Source organism: Microbacterium endophyticum, from assembly GCF_011047135.1.
Lineage (GTDB): Bacteria > Actinomycetota > Actinomycetes > Actinomycetales > Microbacteriaceae > Microbacterium > Microbacterium endophyticum.
Map to the genome: position 1 here is coordinate 2,507,397 of NZ_CP049255.1, position 19,455 is coordinate 2,526,851.

Sequence of the window (19,455 nt, forward strand, 5' to 3'; positions counted from 1 at the left end):
GGAGTCATGTCGAAACCGACGGCTCCCCCTTCTGCTTTGTCCGGAAAGACGCCGCGGCGGCCGGGCGGGTCGGCACGTCAAGTCGATGCGCGTGAGTGGCTCGGTGGCATCCGGCTCTCGGGCTTCATGGTCATCATGTTGGGCCTCGTCGTGCTGGGTGTTTTCGTTCTTGTGCCGACATTCGGCACCTATCTCGATCAGCGTCAGCAGATCGACGCGCTCGAGAATTCGATCCAGCTGACCAAAGATGACGTCGCTGACCTGGAAGCACAGCGTGATCGCTGGAGCGATCCGGCTTACATCACCACTCAGGCGAGAGAGCGCCTGTACTACTTCAACCCGGGCGAGGTCGGCTACCTCATCGACAATGACCTGCCAGAGTCGGCGATTCCGCAAGAAGAAGCCCCGATCAGCACTGATGTCGAGCAGGCAAAAACTGACTGGATGACGCAGATGGTCCGGTCGGTCACGGCCGCTGGCCTCGCGCAAACTGCGACTGAAGTAGACGACGACGGTACTCTGTCGCAGTGACTACTCCGCCTTTTGCGCCCGTAACCGATGCAGAGTTGGCGGTCGTACGCGCCCAACTCGGACGCCCCGCCCGGGGAGTCGTGGGGATCGCTGCGCGCTGCGTGTGCGGCAATCCGACGGTTGTCGCAACGACCCCGCGACTCGACGACGGAACGCCGTTCCCGACGTTCTACTACTTGACCCACCCCGGGGCGACAGCCGCGATGTCGGTGCTCGAGGCTGAGCACATCATGCGTGAGCTGCAGGATTCTCTCGCTGAAGATGACGAGATCGCTGCCGCGTACACGCGTGCACATGAGGCATATCTCGCAGATCGTGCGCACTACGGCGACGTCGAGGAGATTAAGGGGATTTCGGCCGGCGGCATGCCAGTACGAGTGAAATGTCTGCATGCTCTTGCGGGGCATGCGCTCGCAGCCGGACCCGGCGTCAACCCCATCGGCGACGAGGCCCTCGCTCGGAGCACGTGGTCGCCTGAGCGTTGCACATGCGCTGAACCGAACGCCACGAGTGCCGGGGCGCAATGAGGCGGCCTTTTCTTGCCGCAGCGACGGGCGCGCTTGTGGCGGCTCTCGCTCTCATTCTTACTGCCGGCGCTGCAGTACCCGCGACTCCTAATGTTGACCCGGTTCGTCAAGCCGAATATTGGCTAGATGACTACGGGGTGAGCGCGGCATGGCAGACGACGCGTGGCGTGGGCACGCGCATCGCGATCATTGACACCGGTATCGGCTACGCGCCCGAGTTCGATGGTGCCGTCGTGGGCGGGACTGACATGTCAGGGCTCGGTTCGCCCGACGGCCGCACGCCCGTTGGTGGAGCGGACTCGAATCACGGCAGTTGGGTAGCGTCCCTCGCAGCATCCCGTGGGCTACCAGATGGCACCGGGATGCTGGGGGTCGCCCCGCAAGCGGAGCTCCTGTCGGTGTCGGTAGGTTTCGGTGTGGAGTCATCGGTACCGTTCGTGACACAGGTGGCCGACGGCATCCGCTGGGCCGTTGACAACGGCGCAGATGTCATCAACATGTCGTTTACGACGAACACTTTGGATTGGGACCCCAGCTGGGACGACGCATTCCTGTACGCATTTGACCACGACGTCGTTGTCGTTGTTGCGGCGGGCAACCGCGGAGCCGGCACCGATCAGATCGGCGCACCGGCGACGATTCCGGGCGTACTGGTAGTCGGTGGTGTCGACCCGGAAGGGAACGCGAGTCAAGAAGCATCAACGCAGGGTGTCACGATCGGTGTCTCGGCGCCGAGTGAACGACTACTCGGGGTCTCGGCCGACGGTAACGTCGTGCTGTGGAACGGGACGAGCGGTGCTGCGCCCATAGTGTCGGCCGTCGCTGCCCTCGTGCGCTCCGCCAACCCGGGTATGAGCGCAGCCGATGTCATCAACCACATCGTGTCGACAGCAACGCCCGCAGCCGCGGCCACATCGGTACCCGATGTGCTTTACGGCTACGGGCTGGTCAATGCTGAGGCGGCAGTGACGACATGGCTCCCATCGGTGACGGAGAACCCGATGGGAAGCCTCTCTGAGTGGATTCGCCTCTACCGTCGGGCAGACGCGGGAAGCGACCCCGAGCCAAGCGCGAACCCCGTGACGATTGCTCCGCTCGAGCCGCCCGAGGAAGCGATAAACGACGCGTCAGCGCTCATTCCGACCGCTGCGTCACTGACGTACGGGACTCTTCCGCTCGTTGCCGTGACGGTCCCGGCTATACTGGGAGCGCTCGGCGTCACCGCTGCTGTCCGACGTATCCGTTCGGCGCGCCACTCTCGTACGCCAACCCGTTAACTGTCTAGGAGTAATTCCACTGTGACTAGCACTGTGCCCAAGATCCTTATCGTCGGTGGCGGATACGCCGGTTTCTACACCGCATGGAAGCTTGAAAAGCACTTGCGCAAGGGTGAAGCCATGGTCACCATGGTCGACCCGCTGCCCTACATGACCTACCAGCCGTTCCTTCCCGAGGTCGCTGCTGGCGAGATCGAACCGCGTAATGCGGTTGTCGGTCACCGTCGCCACCTCAAGACCACCAAGGTGGTCGGCGCGAAGGTGACCGGCATCAACCACGCGACGAAGACGGCAACGATTACGCCGCCCGTGGGTGAGCCGTGGACCGAGACATACGACCAGATCGTTGTCACAGCCGGCGCGGTTTCGCGTACCTTCCCGATCCCCGGTATCGCCGACAATGCGATCGGACTCAAGTCGATCGAAGAAGCTGTTGCGATCCGTGACCGCATCATCACGAACTTCAACAAGGCCGAGAACCTGCCCGCAGGTCCCGAGCGCGACCGTCTCCTGACTGTCGTCGTCGTCGGCGGTGGCTTCGCTGGTATCGAGGTTTTCGCCGAGCTGCGGGCGATGGCATCGTCGCTGCTGAAGGATCGCCCCGGCATCCGTTTCGAAGACACGCACTTCCACCTCATCGAGGCCATGGGTCGCATCATGCCCGAGGTTTCGCTGAAAACGTCGGAGTGGGTCTTGAAAGACCTCGCCAAGCGTGGTGCTCACGTCCACCTCGACACTCAGGTCAAGGGTGCCGTCGACGGCAACGTCGAGCTCTCGACCGGTGAAGTACTGCCAACCGACGTCATCGTCTGGACCGCTGGCGTGATGGCCAACCCCACCGTCGTTCGTGGCGGAGACCTTCCTGTTGAAGAGCGTGGGCGCATTCAGACCCGCGCAGATTTGCGCGTCGGTACTGCCGAGGAGCCCCTGGAGGGCGCCTGGGCCGCTGGCGACGTCGCCGCAGTTCCTGACCTCAGCGGTGGCGGTGTCGGCGGCTTCTGCGTGCCGAACGCTCAGCACGCTGTGCGTCAGGCGAAGCTCATGGCCAAGAACGTCGTCGCGGTGCTTCGCGGCGAGCTGCCCCGCGAATACAAGCACAAGAACCTCGGTGCCGTTGCTGGCCTCGGGCTCTACAACGGTGTGTTCCAGTCGGGCAACATCGCGCTCAAGGGCTTCATCGCCTGGTGCGCCCACCGCGGTTACCACGGTCTGGCAATGCCGTCGTGGGAGCGCAAGTGGCGCGTCATCGGAGACTGGTGGCTCAACTTCTGGATGGGGCGCGACAACGTTTCGCTGATCGCCGTGCAGACGCCCCGCCACTACTTCGAGGAGTTTGCTACTCGTCCCCGTCCCGCTGAAGCTGAGGCGAAGCCTGCCGCAGAGAAGGCTCCGGCCGCAAAGAAGCCGGCTGCGAAGAAGCCCGCCGTAAAGAAGGCAGCAACGCCGAAGACTGACGCCGTCGAAAGCTGAAGTCGCGTTACGGTGGACTCGCCGTAATTGGCGATGCCCCCGTAGCCCAATGGCAGAGGCAGGCGACTTAAAATCGCTCCAGTGTGGGTTCGAGTCCCACCGGGGGTACTGCTTTAAAAAGCCCGTTTCTCTTGATTCGTTGAGAGAAGCGGGCTTTTTGTTTCTCGCTTTTTGCCTGCCGCTCGCAGTACATCGCCGTAGGGTGATCAGACAACCGTCTCGACGAGGAAGCGTGGTGGTATGAGCATCGACCTACTGGCATCGGCCCAGGGCGCGGCAGAACCGTGGCGTCGCCCCGACGAATACTGGGGGTCGCTGAGCACTGCAGTGGCCGACGTCTCGGGTCCGGTTGCGGTGCTCGATCTCGGCGCTTTGCGCTACAACGCGCTCGACATGGTGGTGCGCTCAAGCGGCGTGCCTATCCGTGTCGCGAGCAAGTCGGTGCGGGTACGCGAGGTTGTCGATTCAACGCTGCGTGTGCCCGGGTACCACGGCATCCTGGCTTTCACTCTGCCCGAAGCGCTCTGGCTCGCGGAGGACCACGACGATGTCGTTCTGGGTTATCCCACCGTCGACAGGGGAGCGCTGCGGGTGCTTATCGCCGACGAGCATGCCGCCGCGCGCATCACGCTCATGGTCGATGACGTAGCACAGCTCGACCTCATCGACTCGCTCGCGGCACCGGGCACTCGGGCCGCAGTAAGGCTCGCTATCGACGCCGACGCTTCGTGGCGCTCCAGCGCGATGGGGCACGTGGGTGTGCGTCGATCGCCGCTACATGAACCGCACGAGGTCGCCGCGTTCGCCCGCAAGATCGCAGGACGCGACGGCTTTCACCTCGTGGGCCTCATGATGTACGAAGCGCAGATCGCCGGGCAACCGGACGCTGCGGGCCCGGCGGACCCGGTCATCAGATGGATGCAGCGGCGCTCCGGCGCGGAACTGCTCGAGCGACGCGCGGCCATCGTCGAAGCTGTGTCTTCCGTCTCGCCCCTTGAGTTCGTGAACGGTGGCGGAACGGGCTCGCTCGAGTTGACGTCATCCGATCACGCGGTAACCGAAGTCACCGCAGGCAGTGGACTGTTCGCGGGACACCTGTTCGATCACTACCGGGTGTTTTCACCGGCGCCCGCCGCGGCATTCTCCCTCGAAGTCGTGCGAAAACCGACAGACGACATCGCGACCGTGCTCGGCGGTGGGTGGATTGCGTCGGGCCCGCCTGTGGCCTCCCGCCAGCCGATTCCAGCGTGGCCCGAGGGGCTTCATACGCTGGGGCGCGAGGGTGCGGGCGAAGTGCAGACCCCACTGCAAGGTCAGGCAGCGCGCTCACTTCGAGTGGGAGATCGGGTGTGGTTTCGACACGCGAAGAGCGGTGAGCTCGCGGAGCGGGTCGATCGCTATCAGCTCGTTGAGAACGGAGCGATCGTGGGAGAAACACCGACGTATCGCGGCGAGGGAAAGGCGTTCCTGTGACCCGGCCCGGGGGAGTATGGCGTAATTGGGCGCGCACCGCCGCGGCTCGCCCACAGCGCGTTGAATATCCCACCAGTATCGGTGCAGTTCAACGTGCTGTGCGAGCGGCGGCCACGCGAGGACTTCTCATTAAAGCCGTAGGCGCCGGTCACAGCTTCACCGATATCGCAGCGACTACCGGAGTGCTCCTCGACCTCGCGGACCTCACCGGTCTGGTCGCGATCGACCGCGAGCGCGGTCGTGCAAGTTTTCGCGCGGGCACGCGACTGCATCAGATTCCGCGTCTCCTTGCTCCCTACGGGCTCGCGATGGCAAATCTCGGTGACATCGACCGGCAGACTATCGCTGGTGCAATATCGACCGGAACTCACGGCACGGGAGCCGACTTCGGCGGTATTTCGACTCAGGTGGTCGGCCTCAAAGTCGTGACCGCGGATGGTGAGCTCCTCACTATCGACGAAGAGCAGAACGCTGAGCTGCTACCGGCCTTCGCCCTGAGCCTTGGTGCCCTCGGCGTGCTCGTCGAGATCACACTGCAGTGCGTTCCGGCATTCGTACTGCACGCTCTCGAGGCGCGGGAACCATTGGAAACGGTAGCGAACAGCATCGAGCAGCGCGCGCTGGCGGCAGACCACTTCGAGTTGTATTGGTTTCCGCACACCGATATCGCTCACACGAAGACAAATACTCGGCTGCCGGAGAGCGCACCGCGACGTCCACTGCGAAAAGTGTCGAAATGGCTTGACGAAGAAGTGCTCTCCAACGGTGTGTGGGGACTGGCGTGCGCCGCGGGCACGGCTGCGCCGCCGATAGTTCCTCGCCTCACCCGATTCGCCGCGGCATCCACTGGATCTCGTGAATATACCGATGCCTCCACTCGCGTCTTCACTCAACACCGGGGTGTCCGGTTCGTGGAAATGGAGTATGCCGTTGCGCGATCATCGCTCGACGCAGTGTTCGCGGAGGTGCGTGCCACGATCACACAGAGCTCGTGGCGCATATCGTTCCCTCTCGAAGTTCGGGTTGCCCGCGCCGATGATCTTTGGCTGTCGACAGCTCACGCGCAAGACACTGGGTACATCGCGGTGCATCGCTATTGGCGCGAACGCCCGGGCCCGTACTTTCGCGCGATGGAGGAAATCTTTCTCGCGCACGGTGGGCGTCCGCACTGGGGCAAGCTGCACACCACGGGCCGAGAGCTGTTGCAGAGTCGTTACCCCCGGTTTACTGACTTTGTTAGCCTGCGTGACAGGCTCGATCCACAGCGACGCTTTCAGAACGCCTATCTCGCGCGCGTCTTGGGTGAGTAGTGACTGAGAGTACTGGCTCTGATCGACGTCTCGGCGGGACCGCTCGATAGAATAAATCTCTATTGTGAACGGAGTTTCAAGCTATGTGGGAATGGCTTATCCCGGTCCTCATTGTTGTTGTACTGCTGGTTTTGGTCGGCGTATATCTCTGGGCCAGCTACAGATCGCTCGTGCAGCTCAACGCGCGCGTCGACGAAGCGTGGAACGACATCACGGTGCAGTTGTCTCATCGCGCCGAAGCGGTGAACAGTCTCGTCGATGCCGTTCGCGAATATGCGCCGCACGAACGAGTTGTGCTCGCGCAGGCGGCTGATGCGAGCGCAGAGGCGTCGACAACGCTCACGCCCGCTCAGGCCGGCATCGTCGAGGGAAAGCTCCAACGCACTGTCGTGCCGCTGTTTCAGGCGGCAGAAGCGTATCCACAACTCCATTCAAGCCACAATTTCTTGCAACTGCAGCAGTCCATCGCTGAAGTCGAAGACAAGATTCACGCATCGCGCCGTTTTTACAACGGCGGCGTGCGCGAACTCAACACCAAAATGAACGTGTTCCCGGCGAGCATGTTTGCTCGTCGACTGGGAATGAACTCACGAGAGTTCTTCGAGGTCGTCGGCGGTGCGAACGTCTCAGAGCCGCCGCGCGTCCAGTTCTAGAATCGCCCTGGCTTTCACCGATTCAGCCGTGGCGTAATGCGCGAGGCAGCGCACCGGCAACACTGTCGGTTGCGTCACCCCAGCGGGAGATCGAGACACTTTCGAGACGCTGCCACGATGCGGCATCCAACAGCACCTGCGCGACGCGTTCGATCCAATTCGGCTGTGGTTCGCCCTCCCACCAGGCGGACTGCACGAGCAGCGTCGAGCGCTGACGATCTGCTTTGAGGTCAATGCGCGCCACGATACGGTCGTCGACGAGCACCGGCAACGAGTAATAGCCATAGCGGCGCTTATGGGCGGGCGTGTAGATCTCGATGCGGTAGTCGAAGCCGAAGAGTCGTGATGCACGGTCACGAAACCACACCATCGGGTCAAACGGCGTCAGGAGGGCTGCAGTATCGATTCGCCGCGGCACCGAAGCGCCAGCATCCATCCAAGCTGCAGTTGGTTTATCGCGGGATTGCCAGCCCTCGACCGTCACAGGAGTTATCGACCCGATATCTACGAGCGCATCGAGTGAAGCTGTGATTGCTCGACGGTCTCGCACTCGCCAGTAGTCGGCGATGTCTGCTGCTGTCGCAACGCCGAGCGCTCGCGTTGCTCGTTCTACAAGTCGCAGTAGCGCCTCGGCGCGGGGGACGGGTGCGTCCAGCACCGAGCGCGGGATGACGTGCTCTACAAGGGCGTAGCGGCGCTCGAACCCGCGTCGGCCTGCGATAGCCACATCGCCGCAGAGCCAGAGAAGCTCCAGGGCGCGTTTTACGTCACTCCACCCCCACCAGCTGCTCTGTCGAGAACGCGCGACGTCGTACTCGATCTCGGCTGGGCGCAGCGGACCTCGTGCCGACAGCTCGCGGTAAACCCACTCGACCACGTCGGGCTTCCCAGAGAGCCATGCATCAGGGCCGTCGCGGTAGCGAGAGCGCATATCGCGCATACGAAAGTCGAATAGCGCCCAGTCATCGATGGCAATGAAGGCGGCCATGTGCGCCCAGTATTCAACGTACGGCGCGCGCTTTTCAAAAAGCAGCTCGTCGAGCTGAGTGCGGTCGTAGGCGCCGAGCCGTGAATACAACGGCATGTAGTGAGATCGCGAAAATACATTGACAGAATCGATCTGCAGCGCAGCCATGCGTTCGAACGCGCGGCGAAGGTGTTGCTTCGACACGACGTCAGGACGAGTTCGGCCGAAGCCTTGAGCCGCTAATGCGAGGCGTCGGGCTTCTGCTGCACTGAGGGTCTGTCTCACCCCGGCAGACTACGGGTGAGCGCCGACACCGTGGGTCATCGCCGCAACTAGACTGAGCGGGTGACCGGTTCTGACGATAAGCCGCGCAACGCTCTCATCGAAGCGCTGCGTAGCAGAATCGTGAGCACCGAAAGCTCCGAGGTTGTTCCGCACAGCATGCGGGTAGCGACCGCTTTTGCGTGGCGATTGCTTGTCATAGCGGCTGCGGTCGGAGTCGGAATCTGGCTGATTATTCAGCTCAAGCTTCTCGTCATTCCACTGTTGGTCGCGATTCTTGTCACTGCCCTGCTGTGGCCGGGATTCACCTGGATGCTGCGTCACCGAGTGCCGCGATGGCTTGCCATCGTCATAGCGCTCGTCGGCACGCTTTCGGTTGTCTCGGGATTGCTGTGGCTGGCTGGCTGGCAGGTGGCCCGTCAATGGTCTTCGGTGCAGGATCGAACGGTCGAGGCGACATCTCAGTTTCGCGACTACTTGATTCAGGGTCCGCTTCACCTCACGACTCAAGACATCGACGGCATCCTCAACCAAGTGGTCAGCCTGGTGCAAGAGCAGGCGCAATTGTTGCTTTCGGGCGCACTCGCGATTGGCAGCACCGTGGGGCACGTCGCCACCGGTTTTCTTCTCGCGATCTTTATTCTTCTCTGCATCCTCGCTGACGGCGGGGGCATCTGGCGCTGGACGACGCGGATTTTTCCGCGCGCTGCGCGACCGGCGATCGACCACGCTTCGCGTGCGGGCTGGGTCACTGTTGTGAACTACGCGCGCACGCAGATGCTGGTCGCAACGATCGATGCGGTCGGAATCGGATTGGGCGCTTTCTTCCTCGGCGTACCGCTTGCTATCCCCGTCGCGATCCTCGTCTTCCTCGGCGCGTTCGTGCCGATTGTCGGTGCGGTTGTCACAGGTGCGGTCGCTGTCTTTCTCGCCCTCGTGTACAACGGGCCGTGGATTGCGCTCTGGATGCTCGTTGTCGTGCTCGCGGTGCAACAGATCGAAGGTCATATCCTGCAGCCGATTCTCATGGGCTCGGCTGTGAAGGTTCACCCGCTCGCCGTCGTTCTCGTGGTGACAGGCGGCGCGATGATCGCGGGCATTCCCGGTGCCCTGTTTGCCGTGCCGCTGGCTGCGTTTGTGAACGTGGTCGCGGTATCTCTCTCGACTAAATCGTGGAAAACGGGGCAAGATCCTGCAGCTGCCGACCTCATTTGGATCACTGTTCCCCGGCAAAGGAGGCCCAAGCGATGACGATTCCCACACTTGCTGATTTCGAGGATGCCGCGGCCACGCTCCGCGGCATCATTACGCGAACCCCACTCGATGAGTCTCTGCACCTGACCGAGGTGCTCGGTGTGCCAGTACATCTCAAGCTCGAAAACCTGCAGCGCACGGGCTCATTCAAGATCCGCGGCGCCACCTATCGGCTATCGCGCCTGACCGCGGAAGAAAGAGCTCGCGGAGTTGTCGCGGCTTCCGCCGGCAACCATGCTCAGGGCGTCGCGCTCGCAGCGCAACGCCTCGGCATCGCTGCCACGATTTTCATGCCCCTAGGCGTCCCCGTGCCGAAGCTGCTGGCCACAAGAGGTTACGGTGCCGAGGTCATTCTCGAGGGTGCCACTGTCGAAACGCCGCTGCGCCTCGCTGCGGAGTTTGCTGAACGCACGGGTGCCGTCCTCATCCACCCCTTCGACCACCGCGATATCATCGTCGGCCAAGGAACACTGGGCCTTGAGCTGTTCGAAGACCTTCCAGACATCGACACTGTCGTCATGGGCATCGGCGGGGGAGGCCTGATTGCAGGCGTGACAGCCGCTATCAAGGCCCGCGCTGCGGCGGTGGGCCGCACAGTGCGAGTCATCGGCGTACAGGCAGAGAATTCCGCGCCTTACCCATCCTCGCTCGCTGCAGGGTCTCCACTGCAAATCGATACCCTCCCAACCATTGCGGACGGCATCGCTGTCGCTCGCCCCGGCAATATCCCGTTCGAGATCATCAAAGAGCTCGTCGACGAGGTCGTCACCGTCACTGAAGATGACATCGCGCGCGCATTGCTCGTATTGCTCGAGCGCGCAAAACAGGTCGTCGAACCAGCTGGCGCTGTGGGGGTTGCTGCGATGCTTGCGGGCAAAGTGGTGCCCCAGGGGCGAACGGTCACTGTGCTTTCAGGCGGCAACATCGACCCGCTACTTCTGCAGCGTGTCGTGGCACATGGACTTGCGGCATCCGGTCGCTATATGTCATTGCGTATTCCGTTGCCTGATCGCCCCGGGCAGCTGGCGCGGGTCTCGGAGCTGTTGGCTCTGGTGGGAGCGAACGTCACCGAAGTGCTGCACACTCGTCACGGTCAGGGTATGCAGATAAGTGAAGTCGTGCTTCAGCTCAGCGTGGAGACACGCGGCGAGGAACATCGTGCTCTCGTCATCACCACTCTGAAAGAGGCAGGGTTCTTCCCGACGGTTGTTGCAGACTGAGCGGTGATGACGCGAGCGGCCGACTACTGGCCCGTGTACGTCTCAACCTTGATGATCTCAACGGGGATATCGCGGCCGTTGGGTGCCGTATAGCTGGTCTTTGCACCTTCACGCTGTCCCATGATCGCGGCACCCAGGGGTGACGCCTCGCTGTAGACGTCGAGTTCGCTGTTCGCTGCGATTTCGCGGTTTCCGAGCAGGAAGACCTCTTCGCCGCCGGCAACAATTGCCGTAATGACCGTGCCCGACTCGACCACGCCTGAGCTTTCCGGAGCCTTGCCCACTTTGGCATCCTTGAGAAAACTCGTGAGCGTGCGAATGCGCGCCTCTTGCTTTCCCTGCTCGTCTTTAGCGGCGTGGTATCCGCCGTTCTCTTTCAGGTCTCCCTCTTCGCGAGCGGCTTCAATACGCTTGGCGATTTCTTCGCGGCCCGTCGTCGAGAGGTACTCAAGCTCGTTCACGAGACGGTCGTAAGCGTCTTGAGTGAGGAACGTTTCAGGTGCGTCGGCAGACACGGCTGTCTCCTTCTTTGGGTACGTCGGCTAAAGATAAACGCCCCGGCTCTTGCCAGGGCGTTCGTCGACTTCTTTCCCGCTAGATTACGACACCCAGCATGAGTTGACAAACCCGGTCGTAGCTTGGTCGAGAGTGGGAATGGACTCCGTGTAGGAATGAGTCGCATCAGTGGATGCTTCGTACTCGACGATGCGCCATCCCACGATTCCGTGGTCTTCATCTTGTGCTTCGATCGCGCATGCAACGGTGGCACCGACCTGAGCGGTCACCTGAAATCGCACATCTACCTGATGTTCGCTCACGAGGCTATATCCGGTGTCAACAGCGTCGACCGTGTAGAAAATGTCGCTCACTGCGCCCCATGCAAGATAGCCCAGCGCAGCGATAAGGACGACGCTCCCCGAGATATAGGCGCTTCTCCTGCGCGCAGACAGGCGACCGCGCCCGTATCGAACGTCGAGTTTTTCTTGCGTCGTCATACTGTCTCTCACAGGGGGAATAAGCTGTAACTCTAGGCTATGCGCTTACGCGCGAAACGAGGACAACATGCACTTCGCGGTCGCCGCGGTACTCGCGGCTGCGACGCCGAGTCCGTCATCCACTCTGGACCCGGACCTCGTCACCCCAGGGCCTTGGGGCTTTGGAGTCATTGCATTCGTGGCCATCGCCGTGATGCTTCTGGTGTGGGACATGCTGCGGCGGATACGTCGTGCTCGCTACCGCTTCGAGATCGGTGAGGATCTTGATGCCGAAGAGGCTGCGGCACGGGCAAAGGCCGACGCGGATGGCGCGACGAGACAAGACCCCTCCGCGCCCGAGGACGATCCCTCGAAGCCGCGCGACAGTTAGCCGTTATATGCGGGGTGCAGCGCGATCAAGAGGCACGCTGTCCAATGGCAGAGAAATGCCAGCACTGTGCACACATGGAAAATCTCGTGGAATCCGAATTTTCCGGGCCACGGGTTCGGCTTCTTCAGCGCGTACACGATTGCTCCACCGGTGTACAAGAGTCCGCCGACGATAACGAGCACCATCATGGCGGGGTTCGCGTCGAACAGGTCGACCATATACATGACGGCGGCCCACCCGAGCACAAGGTAAAGCGCAACATAGAGCCACCGAGGTGCGTTGATCCAGAACACGCGGAAGAGGATCCCGAGTAGTGCCCCCGACCACACGAGGCTGAGGAGCAGCACGGACTTGCCGGGCGGCAGCGCGAGTACCGCGATCGGAGTGTAGGTTCCCGCGATCAGCAGCAAGATGTTTGCGTGATCTATTCGCTTGAGCACTGCCCGAGTTTTGGCGCCCCAGTTGAAGCGGTGGTAGAGCGCGGAGTTGCCGAAAAGTAGCAGCGACGTTGCCATGAAGATGGCGGACGCCCATTTTGCTGCCGCGCCGTCGGCAAGCACGATCAGCACGATTCCCGCAGCTATTGCAACCGGGAACGTTCCCGCGTGAATCCATCCGCGCCAAGTGGGCTTGACTTCGACGATGGCATCGACGTGGGCTGCCTCCATAAGAGGGAGCTCAGGAACCGGGATGTCTGACCGGCGATTTTTGGGGGACACACAGCGAGCCTACGACCCGATGTATGCCGCGTCGTTCACGTGAGCCGTGAGAGTGCCCAACACACGTGTCTTCCGGCATTGATAGAAGCAGGCGGTAGCGTAGTGATCGTGAAAACCGGCTGGTCAAGTGAGGGGAGAGGCCCCCTCTACCGCGTGTACATCGCGCGGTTGCGGCGAAGCCTCACCCGCGAGACAGTTCCTCGCCATGTCGCGATGATGATCGACGGAAACCGTCGGTGGGCTCGGCAGCTTGGATTCGATTCCGCAGCCCACGGCCACAGAGCAGGCGCCGCCAAGATGCGGGAATTTCTGCGGTGGTGCGACGATATCGGAGTAAAGGTCGTCTCGCTCTACCTGCTCTCAAACGACAATCTGCGTAAACGCGACACTCGAGAACTTGCTGATCTCCTGCAGATCATCGCTGAGCTCGCCAACGAGCTCTCGCACGAGAGTAACTGGCGAGTGCACCACATGGGGCGCTCCGACCTGTTGCCGCCAGATCTGGCCGAGGTCGTCTCGGAAGCTGCGGAACGCACCAAGGGCCATACCGGCCTGCATGTGAACCTTGCAATTGGTTACGGTGGGCGCAGCGAAATCGTCGATGCGGTGCGAAGCATCATCGCCGAGCATGACGGCGTGGGGGGCTCTCTCGAAGAGCTCGCAGAAAACCTGACGCCCGAGCAAATCGGTGAACACCTCTACACCGGTGGCCAGCCCGACCCTGATCTCGTCATTCGGACGTCGGGCGAGCAACGACTTAGCGACTTCTTGCTCTGGCAGAGCGCGCACAGCGAGTTCTACTTCGTTGAGGCGCTGGGGCCAGACCTTCGTGAAGTCGACTTTTTGCGAGCAATTCGCGACTATGCCACGCGAGACAGACGCTACGGCAGCTAGATGTCTCGCCTTCGCGCCGAATCCGTTGATGCACCAGCGGCAATCGCCCTTCTGAACGAATACATGGCGTTTCGCGCCGATGGTTTTCCTGGCGGTGGCTATCAGCGATCACCAGCAGATGCAAGCGCGTTCGTGCCACCAGTGGGGGTGTTCCTGGTGTTCACGGACGATGATGGGGTCGACGTTGGGTGCGGTGGTGTGCGCCGCATCGAAGCGCCAGCGGGAACCGGCGTCGTGCGGTTCGAGGTGAAGCATCTCTACATGCGTGCCTCTGCGCGCGGGAGCGGAGGCGGTAGTGCGCTACTTGCTGGCCTCGAAGAACGCGCACGAGGCTTTGGCGCGACCGAACTCGTGCTCGATACCCATCACTCGTTGGACGCCGCGGGACGCCTCTACGCGCGCGCCGGGTTTACAGCGATCGCGGCGTACAACGACAACCCCAACGCGACCGTCTGGTTACGAAAGAGCCTTAAGCGCGACTGATACGCGACCGCTGAACGCTCGTCAGCCGTCTCGACGCCCGGAGTTAACGGAGCTGTAACCCGCGAAAGGGCGTGTCGGTATCCCTCCGTGACAATTGCGGCGTAGTTTCTGTTTCATCGGGCAAGGAGCCCGGTCGGGTCGGCCTTCAGGACCGCGACTCGTGGCCCCAGGTCGACTTGCGATAACCGGGATCGTGTCCCGGGTCGGGAGCGAGTTGTGACCACACAAGCAGCACAGCAGCGACAGTACGAAGCCGTTCACGAGAGCGCGGATCTTGACCAAGATCTGCGCTCTTATGTTTTGGATACTTCGGTTCTCCTCAGCGATCCGCGGGCCTTCTTCCGCTTCGCGGAGCACTCCGTTGTCATCCCGGTCGTCGTGATCACCGAACTCGAAGCAAAACGGCACGACGCCGAACTCGGCTACTTCGCCCGGCAGGCGCTCCGCCACCTCGACGAATTACGCATTGAACACGGTCGGCTCGACTTTCCGGTTCCTGTAGGAAGCGGCGGCACGCTGCGCGTCGAGCTGAACAACACGGATGTCTCGGTGTTGCCGTCGGGAATGCGCCTCGGCGATAACGACACCCGCATCCTCGCTATCGCCATGCACCTCATGAACGGCGGTCAAGAAGTCACGATTGTGTCGAAAGACCTCCCCATGCGCGTCAAGGCGGCCTCCCTCGGAATCACGGCCGAAGAGTATTTGGCCGAGCAGGCCGTCGACTCCGGGTGGACCGGTATTGCGACCATCGACGTCGCGGGGGATGAGATCAGCGATCTCTACGAGACGGAGATCGGCACGAGCGAGTCGGTACGTGGACTTCCGATCAACACCGGCCTCGTCATCCACTCCGAACGTGGCTCGGCTCTTGGCCGTGTCACCGGTGATGGCGAATATTCGCTTGTCCGCGGGGACCGAGAGGCATTCGGCCTGCATGGTCGTTCAGCGGAACAGCGCATTGCGATCGATCTCCTGCTCGACCCTGAGGTCGGAATAGTGTCGCTCGGCGGCCGCGCGGGAACCGGAAAATCGGCGCTCGCGCTGTGCGCGGGGCTCGAAGCGGTACTGGAGCGCCAACAGCAGCGCAGGATCATCGTGTTTCGTCCGCTCTTCGCTGTAGGCGGGCAGGAGCTTGGATACCTGCCAGGCGATGCTCAAGAAAAAATGAATCCGTGGGGTCAGGCGGTATTCGACACTCTCGGCTCGATCGTCTCGCCCAATGTTGTCGAAGAAGTCATCGAGCGGGGGCTTCTCGAGGTGCTGCCACTCACTCACATTCGCGGGCGTTCGCTTCATGATGCTTTTGTCATCGTTGATGAGGCTCAATCGCTGGAGCGCAACGTTCTCCTTACCGTGCTGAGCCGAATCGGTCAGAACTCACGCGTTGTGCTGACACACGACGTCGCGCAGCGCGACAACTTGCGCGTGGGCCGCCACGACGGTGTCGCGTCGGTGATCGAGACGCTGAAGGGTCACGGGCTGTTTGGACACGTCACGCTGTCGCGTTCGGAACGCTCAGCGATTGCCGCGCTCGTTACTGATCTGCTCGAGGCTGGCGAGCTCAGCTAGCCGATGCAAAAGCGAGTGCCGGATGAGAGGTTTCTCATCCGGCACTCGCTTTTGTCTCATAAAAGTGATTCAGGATCTAACTGTGGCGAAAGCCGCACTCCTCTGATGTTTCCCCCAAGTACATCGGAGAAGTTCTTGAGAGGAAGACCGTTTGCCCCGGTAGCGGTCGCGAAGCCTCGGTTTCGCAACTCTCATCAGCCCCCGACGTCCCCCAGCGTCGGGGGCATCCACATTTTCTATTCCCAGCGGTATCCGGCCCCGCGGACTGTCGTGATGACGCTCGTGCCGAATTTATTGCGCAAATACCGCACATATACGTCGACAACATTCGATCCTGGGTCGAAATCCAAGCCCCAGACGCGACTCAAGAGTTGTTCACGGCTCAGTACCTGACCGGGGTGCCTCAGAAAGTATTCGGCGAGTGAAAACTCCCGCGCTGAAAGCTCGATATCTCGTCCTGCCGAGGTCGCCCGTCGGCTCAGCGGATCCAGAGTGACATCGCCTCGCACAAGAGCCGTGGTTTCGGTGGGGCCCGGGTCGCGCAATCGAGTTCTCACGCGAGCGAGCAGTTCGTCGAACCGGAACGGCTTTGCGATGTAGTCATTCGCACCAGCATCGAGACCGTCGACAGTGTCGCGGATGCTCGATCGCGCCGTCAACATGATGATCGGAAGCGTGAAGCCTTGGCCCCGTAGCTGATGAAGCACCTCGAAGCCGTCGATAGAGGGAAGCCCCACGTCGAGCAACACAAGGTCGAATGCGCCATCGAACACGCGCTGAAGAGCGAGTGCGCCGTCGTCGACGACTTCAGTTTCATATCCGGCGACGATCAGCCCGCGGCTCACGAAGGATGAAATTCGGGGCTCATCCTCGACGATGAGTATGCGAGTCATCCTGTAGCTTCCCGTTGCGTCACGACATCCTCAGCTCGTACTGGTGCGGGAGCCGCAGGTTGGTAGTCGTGAAGCGGTATTTCGATGGTGAAGGTGGCACCACCGCCCGCGGTGTCTGTAATCGCACATGTTCCCCCGTGTGCTTTTGCGATGGCGTCAACGATTGCCAACCCCAGCCCCGAACCACCAACGCTACGCTGTCCGTTCGCCCGATCGAAACGCCGGAATACTCGGTGACGAGCTGCCGGTGGAATTCCCGACCCGTGGTCCCGGATCCAAAGAGATGCGCGGACATCGTCGACAGCACTCCCGATTTCAATGGGACTCCCGGACGGCGTGTACTTCGCTGCGTTGTCTGCAAGCTGCAACCACGCCTGAAGCAGTCGGTCGAAGTCTCCGTGGACGTGCCCACGGGCGCGTGACTCGACTCGCCACGCGTGCCCGGGAATGACAGCTGCGCGCTGCGCGACAGATTGTGTAAGCGCGCGAAGGTCGACAACATCCATCGAAAGCTGGCCGCCGCCCTCGACGGTCGCCAAGAGGTCGATGTCGTCTATCAAGCGGCTCATTCTGTCAAGCTCCGACATGGCGACTTCTCGCGCGCTTGCGACGTCGAGGGGGTCGGTGGTGTTCATGATCTCGAGGTGGCCGCGAACAATCGTCAGCGGAGTTTTCAACTCGTGGCGGATATCGTCAAGCAGCTGCCGCTGCACGTCGACCGATCCCTCGAGCCGCTCGAACATCTCGTTTATGGTGCGGTTCAGCGAACTGAAATCGTCTTTTCCGCGGTCTGGCAGCCGAGCGCCGAGGTCGGCCAGCGTGACCTGCGCAGCCGTTTCCTCCAGATTCCGAAGCGGCGAATACACCCGGCGACTGACATACCAACCGGCCGCCGCAATCGCACCGAGCACAATGATTCCGGCTGCGGCATATGTCAGGCTCGACGTCAGCACGGGGTCGAGCGCCGCATCGATATCGGCTCGACTGGCGTTGCGCGGAAGCGCCGCGAGAATCCGCGCTCGTTGCAGCGCAAACACCGAGATTCCAGTGACGGCGAGGCCGATACCCGCCGCAGCAAGCACCGGTCCGAGCACGGTTGCGCGCCCAGCTAGCGGGTTGCGCACCGTGAACACGTATCGATTATGGCGTGGAGCCGGCCGATTGTCGTCTTAGCCGGGGTGAGTCATCGAGAGGAGGTCGAGCTTCGCATCGAGCTGCTCCAGGGTGAGTTCGCCGCGATCGACGTAGCCGAGGTCCAACACTGCTTCACGAACTGTGACGCCCTTGGCGACCGAGTGCTTGGCGATCTTGGCAGCGGCCTCGTATCCGATGAGCTTGTTGAGCGGTGTCACGATCGAGGGGGACATTCCGGCGAACGCTGTGGCGCGTTCGATGTTGGCTTCCAGGCCGTCAACCGTCTTGTCGGCGAGCACACGCATCGCGTTGGAGAGCAGACGGATCGATTCGAGCAGCGCTGTGCCCATCACGGGAATGGCGACGTTCAGCTCGAAGGAGCCCGACGCGCCGGCCCATGCCACTGTCGCGTCGTTACCGATGACGCGCGCGCAGACCATGAGAGTGGCTTCGGGGACGACCGGGTTGACTTTTCCGGGCATGATCGAAGAGCCGGGCTGCAGGTCAGGAATGTGGAGCTCGCCGAGACCTGTGTTCGGGCCTGAACCCATCCAGCGAATGTCGTTGTTGATTTTCGTCAGCGATACTGCGATCGTGCGAAGTGCACCGGATGCCTCAACGAGAGCGTCACGGTTTGCCTGTGCTTCGAAGTGGTCCTTCGCCTCGGTGATCGGTAACTCGGTCTCACTCGCGAGAAGCTCAATGACTTTCTGCGGAAAGCCCAGGGGAGTATTGATCCCGGTGCCAACGGCGGTTCCGCCGAGCGGAACTTCGCTCACGTGAGGGATGACCGCCTGCACGCGTTCGATACCGAGCCGGATCTGTCGCGCGTATCCGCCGAATTCCTGGCCCATCGTCACGGGCGTGGCATCCATCAGGTGCGTGCGGCCCGCCTTCACGACATCTTTCCACTCGACCGACTTCGCCTCCAACGCGACAGCGAGATGGTCGAGCGCGGGGATGAGGTCGTCGATCAGGGCCTGCGTCACGGCGATGTGGACGGAAGTCGGGAACACGTCGTTCGAGGACTGTGAAGCATTGACGTGGTCGTTCGGGTGAACACTTGCGCCGAGGATGCGGGTGGCGAGGGCCGCGAGCACCTCGTTCATGTTCATGTTCGACGAAGTGCCGCTACCTGTCTGGTAGGTGTCGACCGGGAACTGTCCGTCGTGACTCCCCGTGACAACGTCATCGGCCGCGGCTGCAATGGCATCGGCGATGGCGCCATCGAGGACGTTCAGCTCTTTGTTCGCGAGCGCCGCCGCCTTCTTGATGCGGGCAAGTGCGGCGATCTGAGTCGACTCCAGGCCGTGGCCCGAGATCGGAAAGTTCTCTACCGCACGTTGCGTTTGCGCACCGTAGAGCGCGTTGATGGGTACGCGGACTTCGCCCATGGTGTCGTGTTCGATGCGGTATTCAGTGTCGGTCACG

20 protein-coding genes and 1 tRNA gene are annotated in these 19,455 nt (G+C 61.9%); 14 read left to right on the forward strand and 7 right to left on the reverse strand.

The window, feature by feature from the left end:
* The first annotated feature begins 6 nt into the window (after window positions 1-6).
* The 8 genes from G6N83_RS11675 (at window position 7) to G6N83_RS11710 (ending at window position 7,241) form a co-directional block, all read left to right on the forward strand.
* Entirely contained in the window at window positions 7-531 is a 525-nt protein-coding gene (locus G6N83_RS11675) for a septum formation initiator family protein (RefSeq protein ID WP_165142249.1), read from the forward strand.
* Entirely contained in the window at window positions 528-1,058 is a 531-nt protein-coding gene (locus G6N83_RS11680; RefSeq protein ID WP_165142251.1) for a DUF501 domain-containing protein, read from the forward strand. Before G6N83_RS11675 ends, G6N83_RS11680 begins: the two co-directional genes overlap by 4 nt.
* On the forward strand, window positions 1,055-2,335 hold the full coding sequence (locus tag G6N83_RS11685) for a S8 family serine peptidase (RefSeq protein ID WP_165142253.1): 1,281 nt from the start codon (window positions 1,055-1,057) through the stop codon (window positions 2,333-2,335). Before G6N83_RS11680 ends, G6N83_RS11685 begins: the two co-directional genes overlap by 4 nt.
* A gap of 33 nt (window positions 2,336-2,368) precedes the next feature.
* On the forward strand, window positions 2,369-3,805 hold the full coding sequence (locus G6N83_RS11690) for an NAD(P)/FAD-dependent oxidoreductase (protein ID WP_165143429.1): 1,437 nt from the start codon (window positions 2,369-2,371) through the stop codon (window positions 3,803-3,805).
* A 35-nt stretch (window positions 3,806-3,840) separates the two neighbouring features.
* Window positions 3,841-3,913: transfer RNA gene (locus G6N83_RS11695), tRNA-Leu, on the forward strand.
* Window positions 3,914-4,045: 132 nt separating this feature from the next.
* Window positions 4,046-5,278, forward strand: coding sequence for an alanine racemase (locus G6N83_RS11700; RefSeq protein WP_165142255.1), 1,233 nt, complete (start codon window positions 4,046-4,048; stop codon window positions 5,276-5,278).
* A complete protein-coding gene (locus G6N83_RS11705; protein WP_165142257.1) occupies window positions 5,275-6,588 on the forward strand; it encodes a D-arabinono-1,4-lactone oxidase in 1,314 nt (437 codons plus the stop codon). Before G6N83_RS11700 ends, G6N83_RS11705 begins: the two co-directional genes overlap by 4 nt.
* Window positions 6,589-6,671: 83 nt before the next feature.
* Window positions 6,672-7,241 (forward strand): LemA family protein, encoded by a 570-nt coding sequence (locus tag G6N83_RS11710; protein WP_165142259.1) that lies wholly within the window; start codon window positions 6,672-6,674, stop codon window positions 7,239-7,241.
* Between the two features lie 22 nt (window positions 7,242-7,263).
* On the opposite strand, the gene G6N83_RS11715 is transcribed toward G6N83_RS11710, so the two are convergent.
* Window positions 7,264-8,493: a winged helix-turn-helix domain-containing protein gene (locus G6N83_RS11715; protein ID WP_165142261.1), complete on the reverse strand. Its 1,230-nt coding sequence runs from the start codon at window positions 8,491-8,493 to the stop codon at window positions 7,264-7,266.
* A 60-nt stretch (window positions 8,494-8,553) separates the two neighbouring features.
* On the opposite strand from G6N83_RS11715, the gene G6N83_RS11720 reads away from it, so the two are divergent.
* Window positions 8,554-9,741 (forward strand): AI-2E family transporter, encoded by a 1,188-nt coding sequence (locus G6N83_RS11720; protein WP_165142263.1) that lies wholly within the window; start codon window positions 8,554-8,556, stop codon window positions 9,739-9,741.
* Window positions 9,738-10,964 carry a threonine ammonia-lyase gene (gene ilvA / locus G6N83_RS11725; protein ID WP_165142265.1) on the forward strand — a complete coding sequence of 409 codons (1,227 nt, stop codon included), beginning with the start codon at window positions 9,738-9,740 and terminating at the stop codon, window positions 10,962-10,964. The genes G6N83_RS11720 and ilvA overlap by 4 nt, the downstream gene beginning before the upstream one ends.
* Before the next feature lie 23 nt (window positions 10,965-10,987).
* Here ilvA and greA read toward each other — a convergent pair whose 3' ends face one another.
* Both greA and G6N83_RS11735 read right to left on the reverse strand, forming a co-directional pair.
* Complete coding sequence (greA, locus tag G6N83_RS11730) at window positions 10,988-11,479, reverse strand: transcription elongation factor GreA (RefSeq protein WP_165142267.1); 492 nt, start codon at window positions 11,477-11,479, stop codon at window positions 10,988-10,990.
* 84 nt (window positions 11,480-11,563) lie between these two features.
* Entirely contained in the window at window positions 11,564-11,959 is a 396-nt protein-coding gene (locus G6N83_RS11735; protein ID WP_165142269.1) for a DUF4307 domain-containing protein, read from the reverse strand.
* A gap of 67 nt (window positions 11,960-12,026) precedes the next feature.
* Here G6N83_RS11735 and G6N83_RS11740 point away from each other — a divergent pair, with 67 nt between their 5' ends.
* The gene (locus G6N83_RS11740) at window positions 12,027-12,329 is read left to right on the forward strand and encodes a hypothetical protein (RefSeq protein WP_241246202.1); all 303 of its coding nucleotides are present in this window, start codon (window positions 12,027-12,029) and stop codon (window positions 12,327-12,329) included.
* Here G6N83_RS11740 and trhA read toward each other — a convergent pair.
* Window positions 12,326-12,997 (reverse strand): PAQR family membrane homeostasis protein TrhA, encoded by a 672-nt coding sequence (gene trhA / locus G6N83_RS11745; RefSeq protein WP_165143431.1) that lies wholly within the window; start codon window positions 12,995-12,997, stop codon window positions 12,326-12,328. The two genes, G6N83_RS11740 and trhA, sit on opposite strands and share 4 nt — an antisense overlap.
* 156 nt (window positions 12,998-13,153) lie before the next feature.
* Here trhA and G6N83_RS11750 point away from each other — a divergent pair, with 156 nt between their 5' ends.
* The 3 genes from G6N83_RS11750 (at window position 13,154) to G6N83_RS11760 (ending at window position 15,997) form a co-directional block, all read left to right on the forward strand.
* Complete coding sequence (locus G6N83_RS11750; protein ID WP_165143433.1) at window positions 13,154-13,942, forward strand: isoprenyl transferase; 789 nt, start codon at window positions 13,154-13,156, stop codon at window positions 13,940-13,942.
* A complete protein-coding gene (locus G6N83_RS11755; RefSeq protein ID WP_165142271.1) occupies window positions 13,943-14,425 on the forward strand; it encodes a GNAT family N-acetyltransferase in 483 nt (160 codons plus the stop codon). It abuts the gene before it with no gap.
* A gap of 216 nt (window positions 14,426-14,641) precedes the next feature.
* The gene (locus G6N83_RS11760; protein WP_165142273.1) at window positions 14,642-15,997 is read left to right on the forward strand and encodes a PhoH family protein; all 1,356 of its coding nucleotides are present in this window, start codon (window positions 14,642-14,644) and stop codon (window positions 15,995-15,997) included.
* Window positions 15,998-16,233: 236 nt separating this feature from the next.
* On the opposite strand, the gene G6N83_RS11765 is transcribed toward G6N83_RS11760, so the two are convergent.
* Genes G6N83_RS11765 through G6N83_RS11775 form a run of 3 tightly spaced genes read right to left on the reverse strand, consistent with a single transcriptional unit; the run spans window position 16,234 to window position 19,454 of the window.
* Window positions 16,234-16,890, reverse strand: coding sequence for a response regulator transcription factor (locus tag G6N83_RS11765; RefSeq protein WP_165142275.1), 657 nt, complete (start codon window positions 16,888-16,890; stop codon window positions 16,234-16,236).
* Window positions 16,887-18,023, reverse strand: coding sequence for a sensor histidine kinase (locus G6N83_RS11770; RefSeq protein WP_165142277.1), 1,137 nt, complete (start codon window positions 18,021-18,023; stop codon window positions 16,887-16,889). The genes G6N83_RS11765 and G6N83_RS11770 overlap by 4 nt, the downstream gene beginning before the upstream one ends.
* 36 nt (window positions 18,024-18,059) lie before the next feature.
* On the reverse strand, window positions 18,060-19,454 hold the full coding sequence (locus G6N83_RS11775; protein ID WP_165142279.1) for a class II fumarate hydratase: 1,395 nt from the start codon (window positions 19,452-19,454) through the stop codon (window positions 18,060-18,062).
* Window position 19,455: the final 1 nt, after the last annotated feature.

Excerpts from the sequence above, each read along its gene's own strand:
- G6N83_RS11675 (WP_165142249.1), top strand. The coding sequence starts at position 7 with ATGTCGAAACCGACGGCTCCCCCTTCTGCTTTGTCCGGAAAGACGCCG.
- G6N83_RS11685 (WP_165142253.1), top strand. The coding sequence starts at position 1,055 with ATGAGGCGGCCTTTTCTTGCCGCAGCGACGGGCGCGCTTGTGGCGGCT.
- G6N83_RS11700 (WP_165142255.1), top strand. The coding sequence starts at position 4,046 with ATGAGCATCGACCTACTGGCATCGGCCCAGGGCGCGGCAGAACCGTGG.
- G6N83_RS11710 (WP_165142259.1), top strand. The coding sequence starts at position 6,672 with ATGTGGGAATGGCTTATCCCGGTCCTCATTGTTGTTGTACTGCTGGTT.
- ilvA (WP_165142265.1), top strand. The coding sequence starts at position 9,738 with ATGACGATTCCCACACTTGCTGATTTCGAGGATGCCGCGGCCACGCTC.
- G6N83_RS11735 (WP_165142269.1), bottom strand. The coding sequence starts at position 11,959 with ATGACGACGCAAGAAAAACTCGACGTTCGATACGGGCGCGGTCGCCTG.
- G6N83_RS11740 (WP_241246202.1), top strand. The coding sequence starts at position 12,027 with ATGCACTTCGCGGTCGCCGCGGTACTCGCGGCTGCGACGCCGAGTCCG.
- trhA (WP_165143431.1), bottom strand. The coding sequence starts at position 12,997 with ATGGAGGCAGCCCACGTCGATGCCATCGTCGAAGTCAAGCCCACTTGG.
- G6N83_RS11755 (WP_165142271.1), top strand. The coding sequence starts at position 13,943 with ATGTCTCGCCTTCGCGCCGAATCCGTTGATGCACCAGCGGCAATCGCC.
- G6N83_RS11765 (WP_165142275.1), bottom strand. The coding sequence starts at position 16,890 with ATGACTCGCATACTCATCGTCGAGGATGAGCCCCGAATTTCATCCTTC.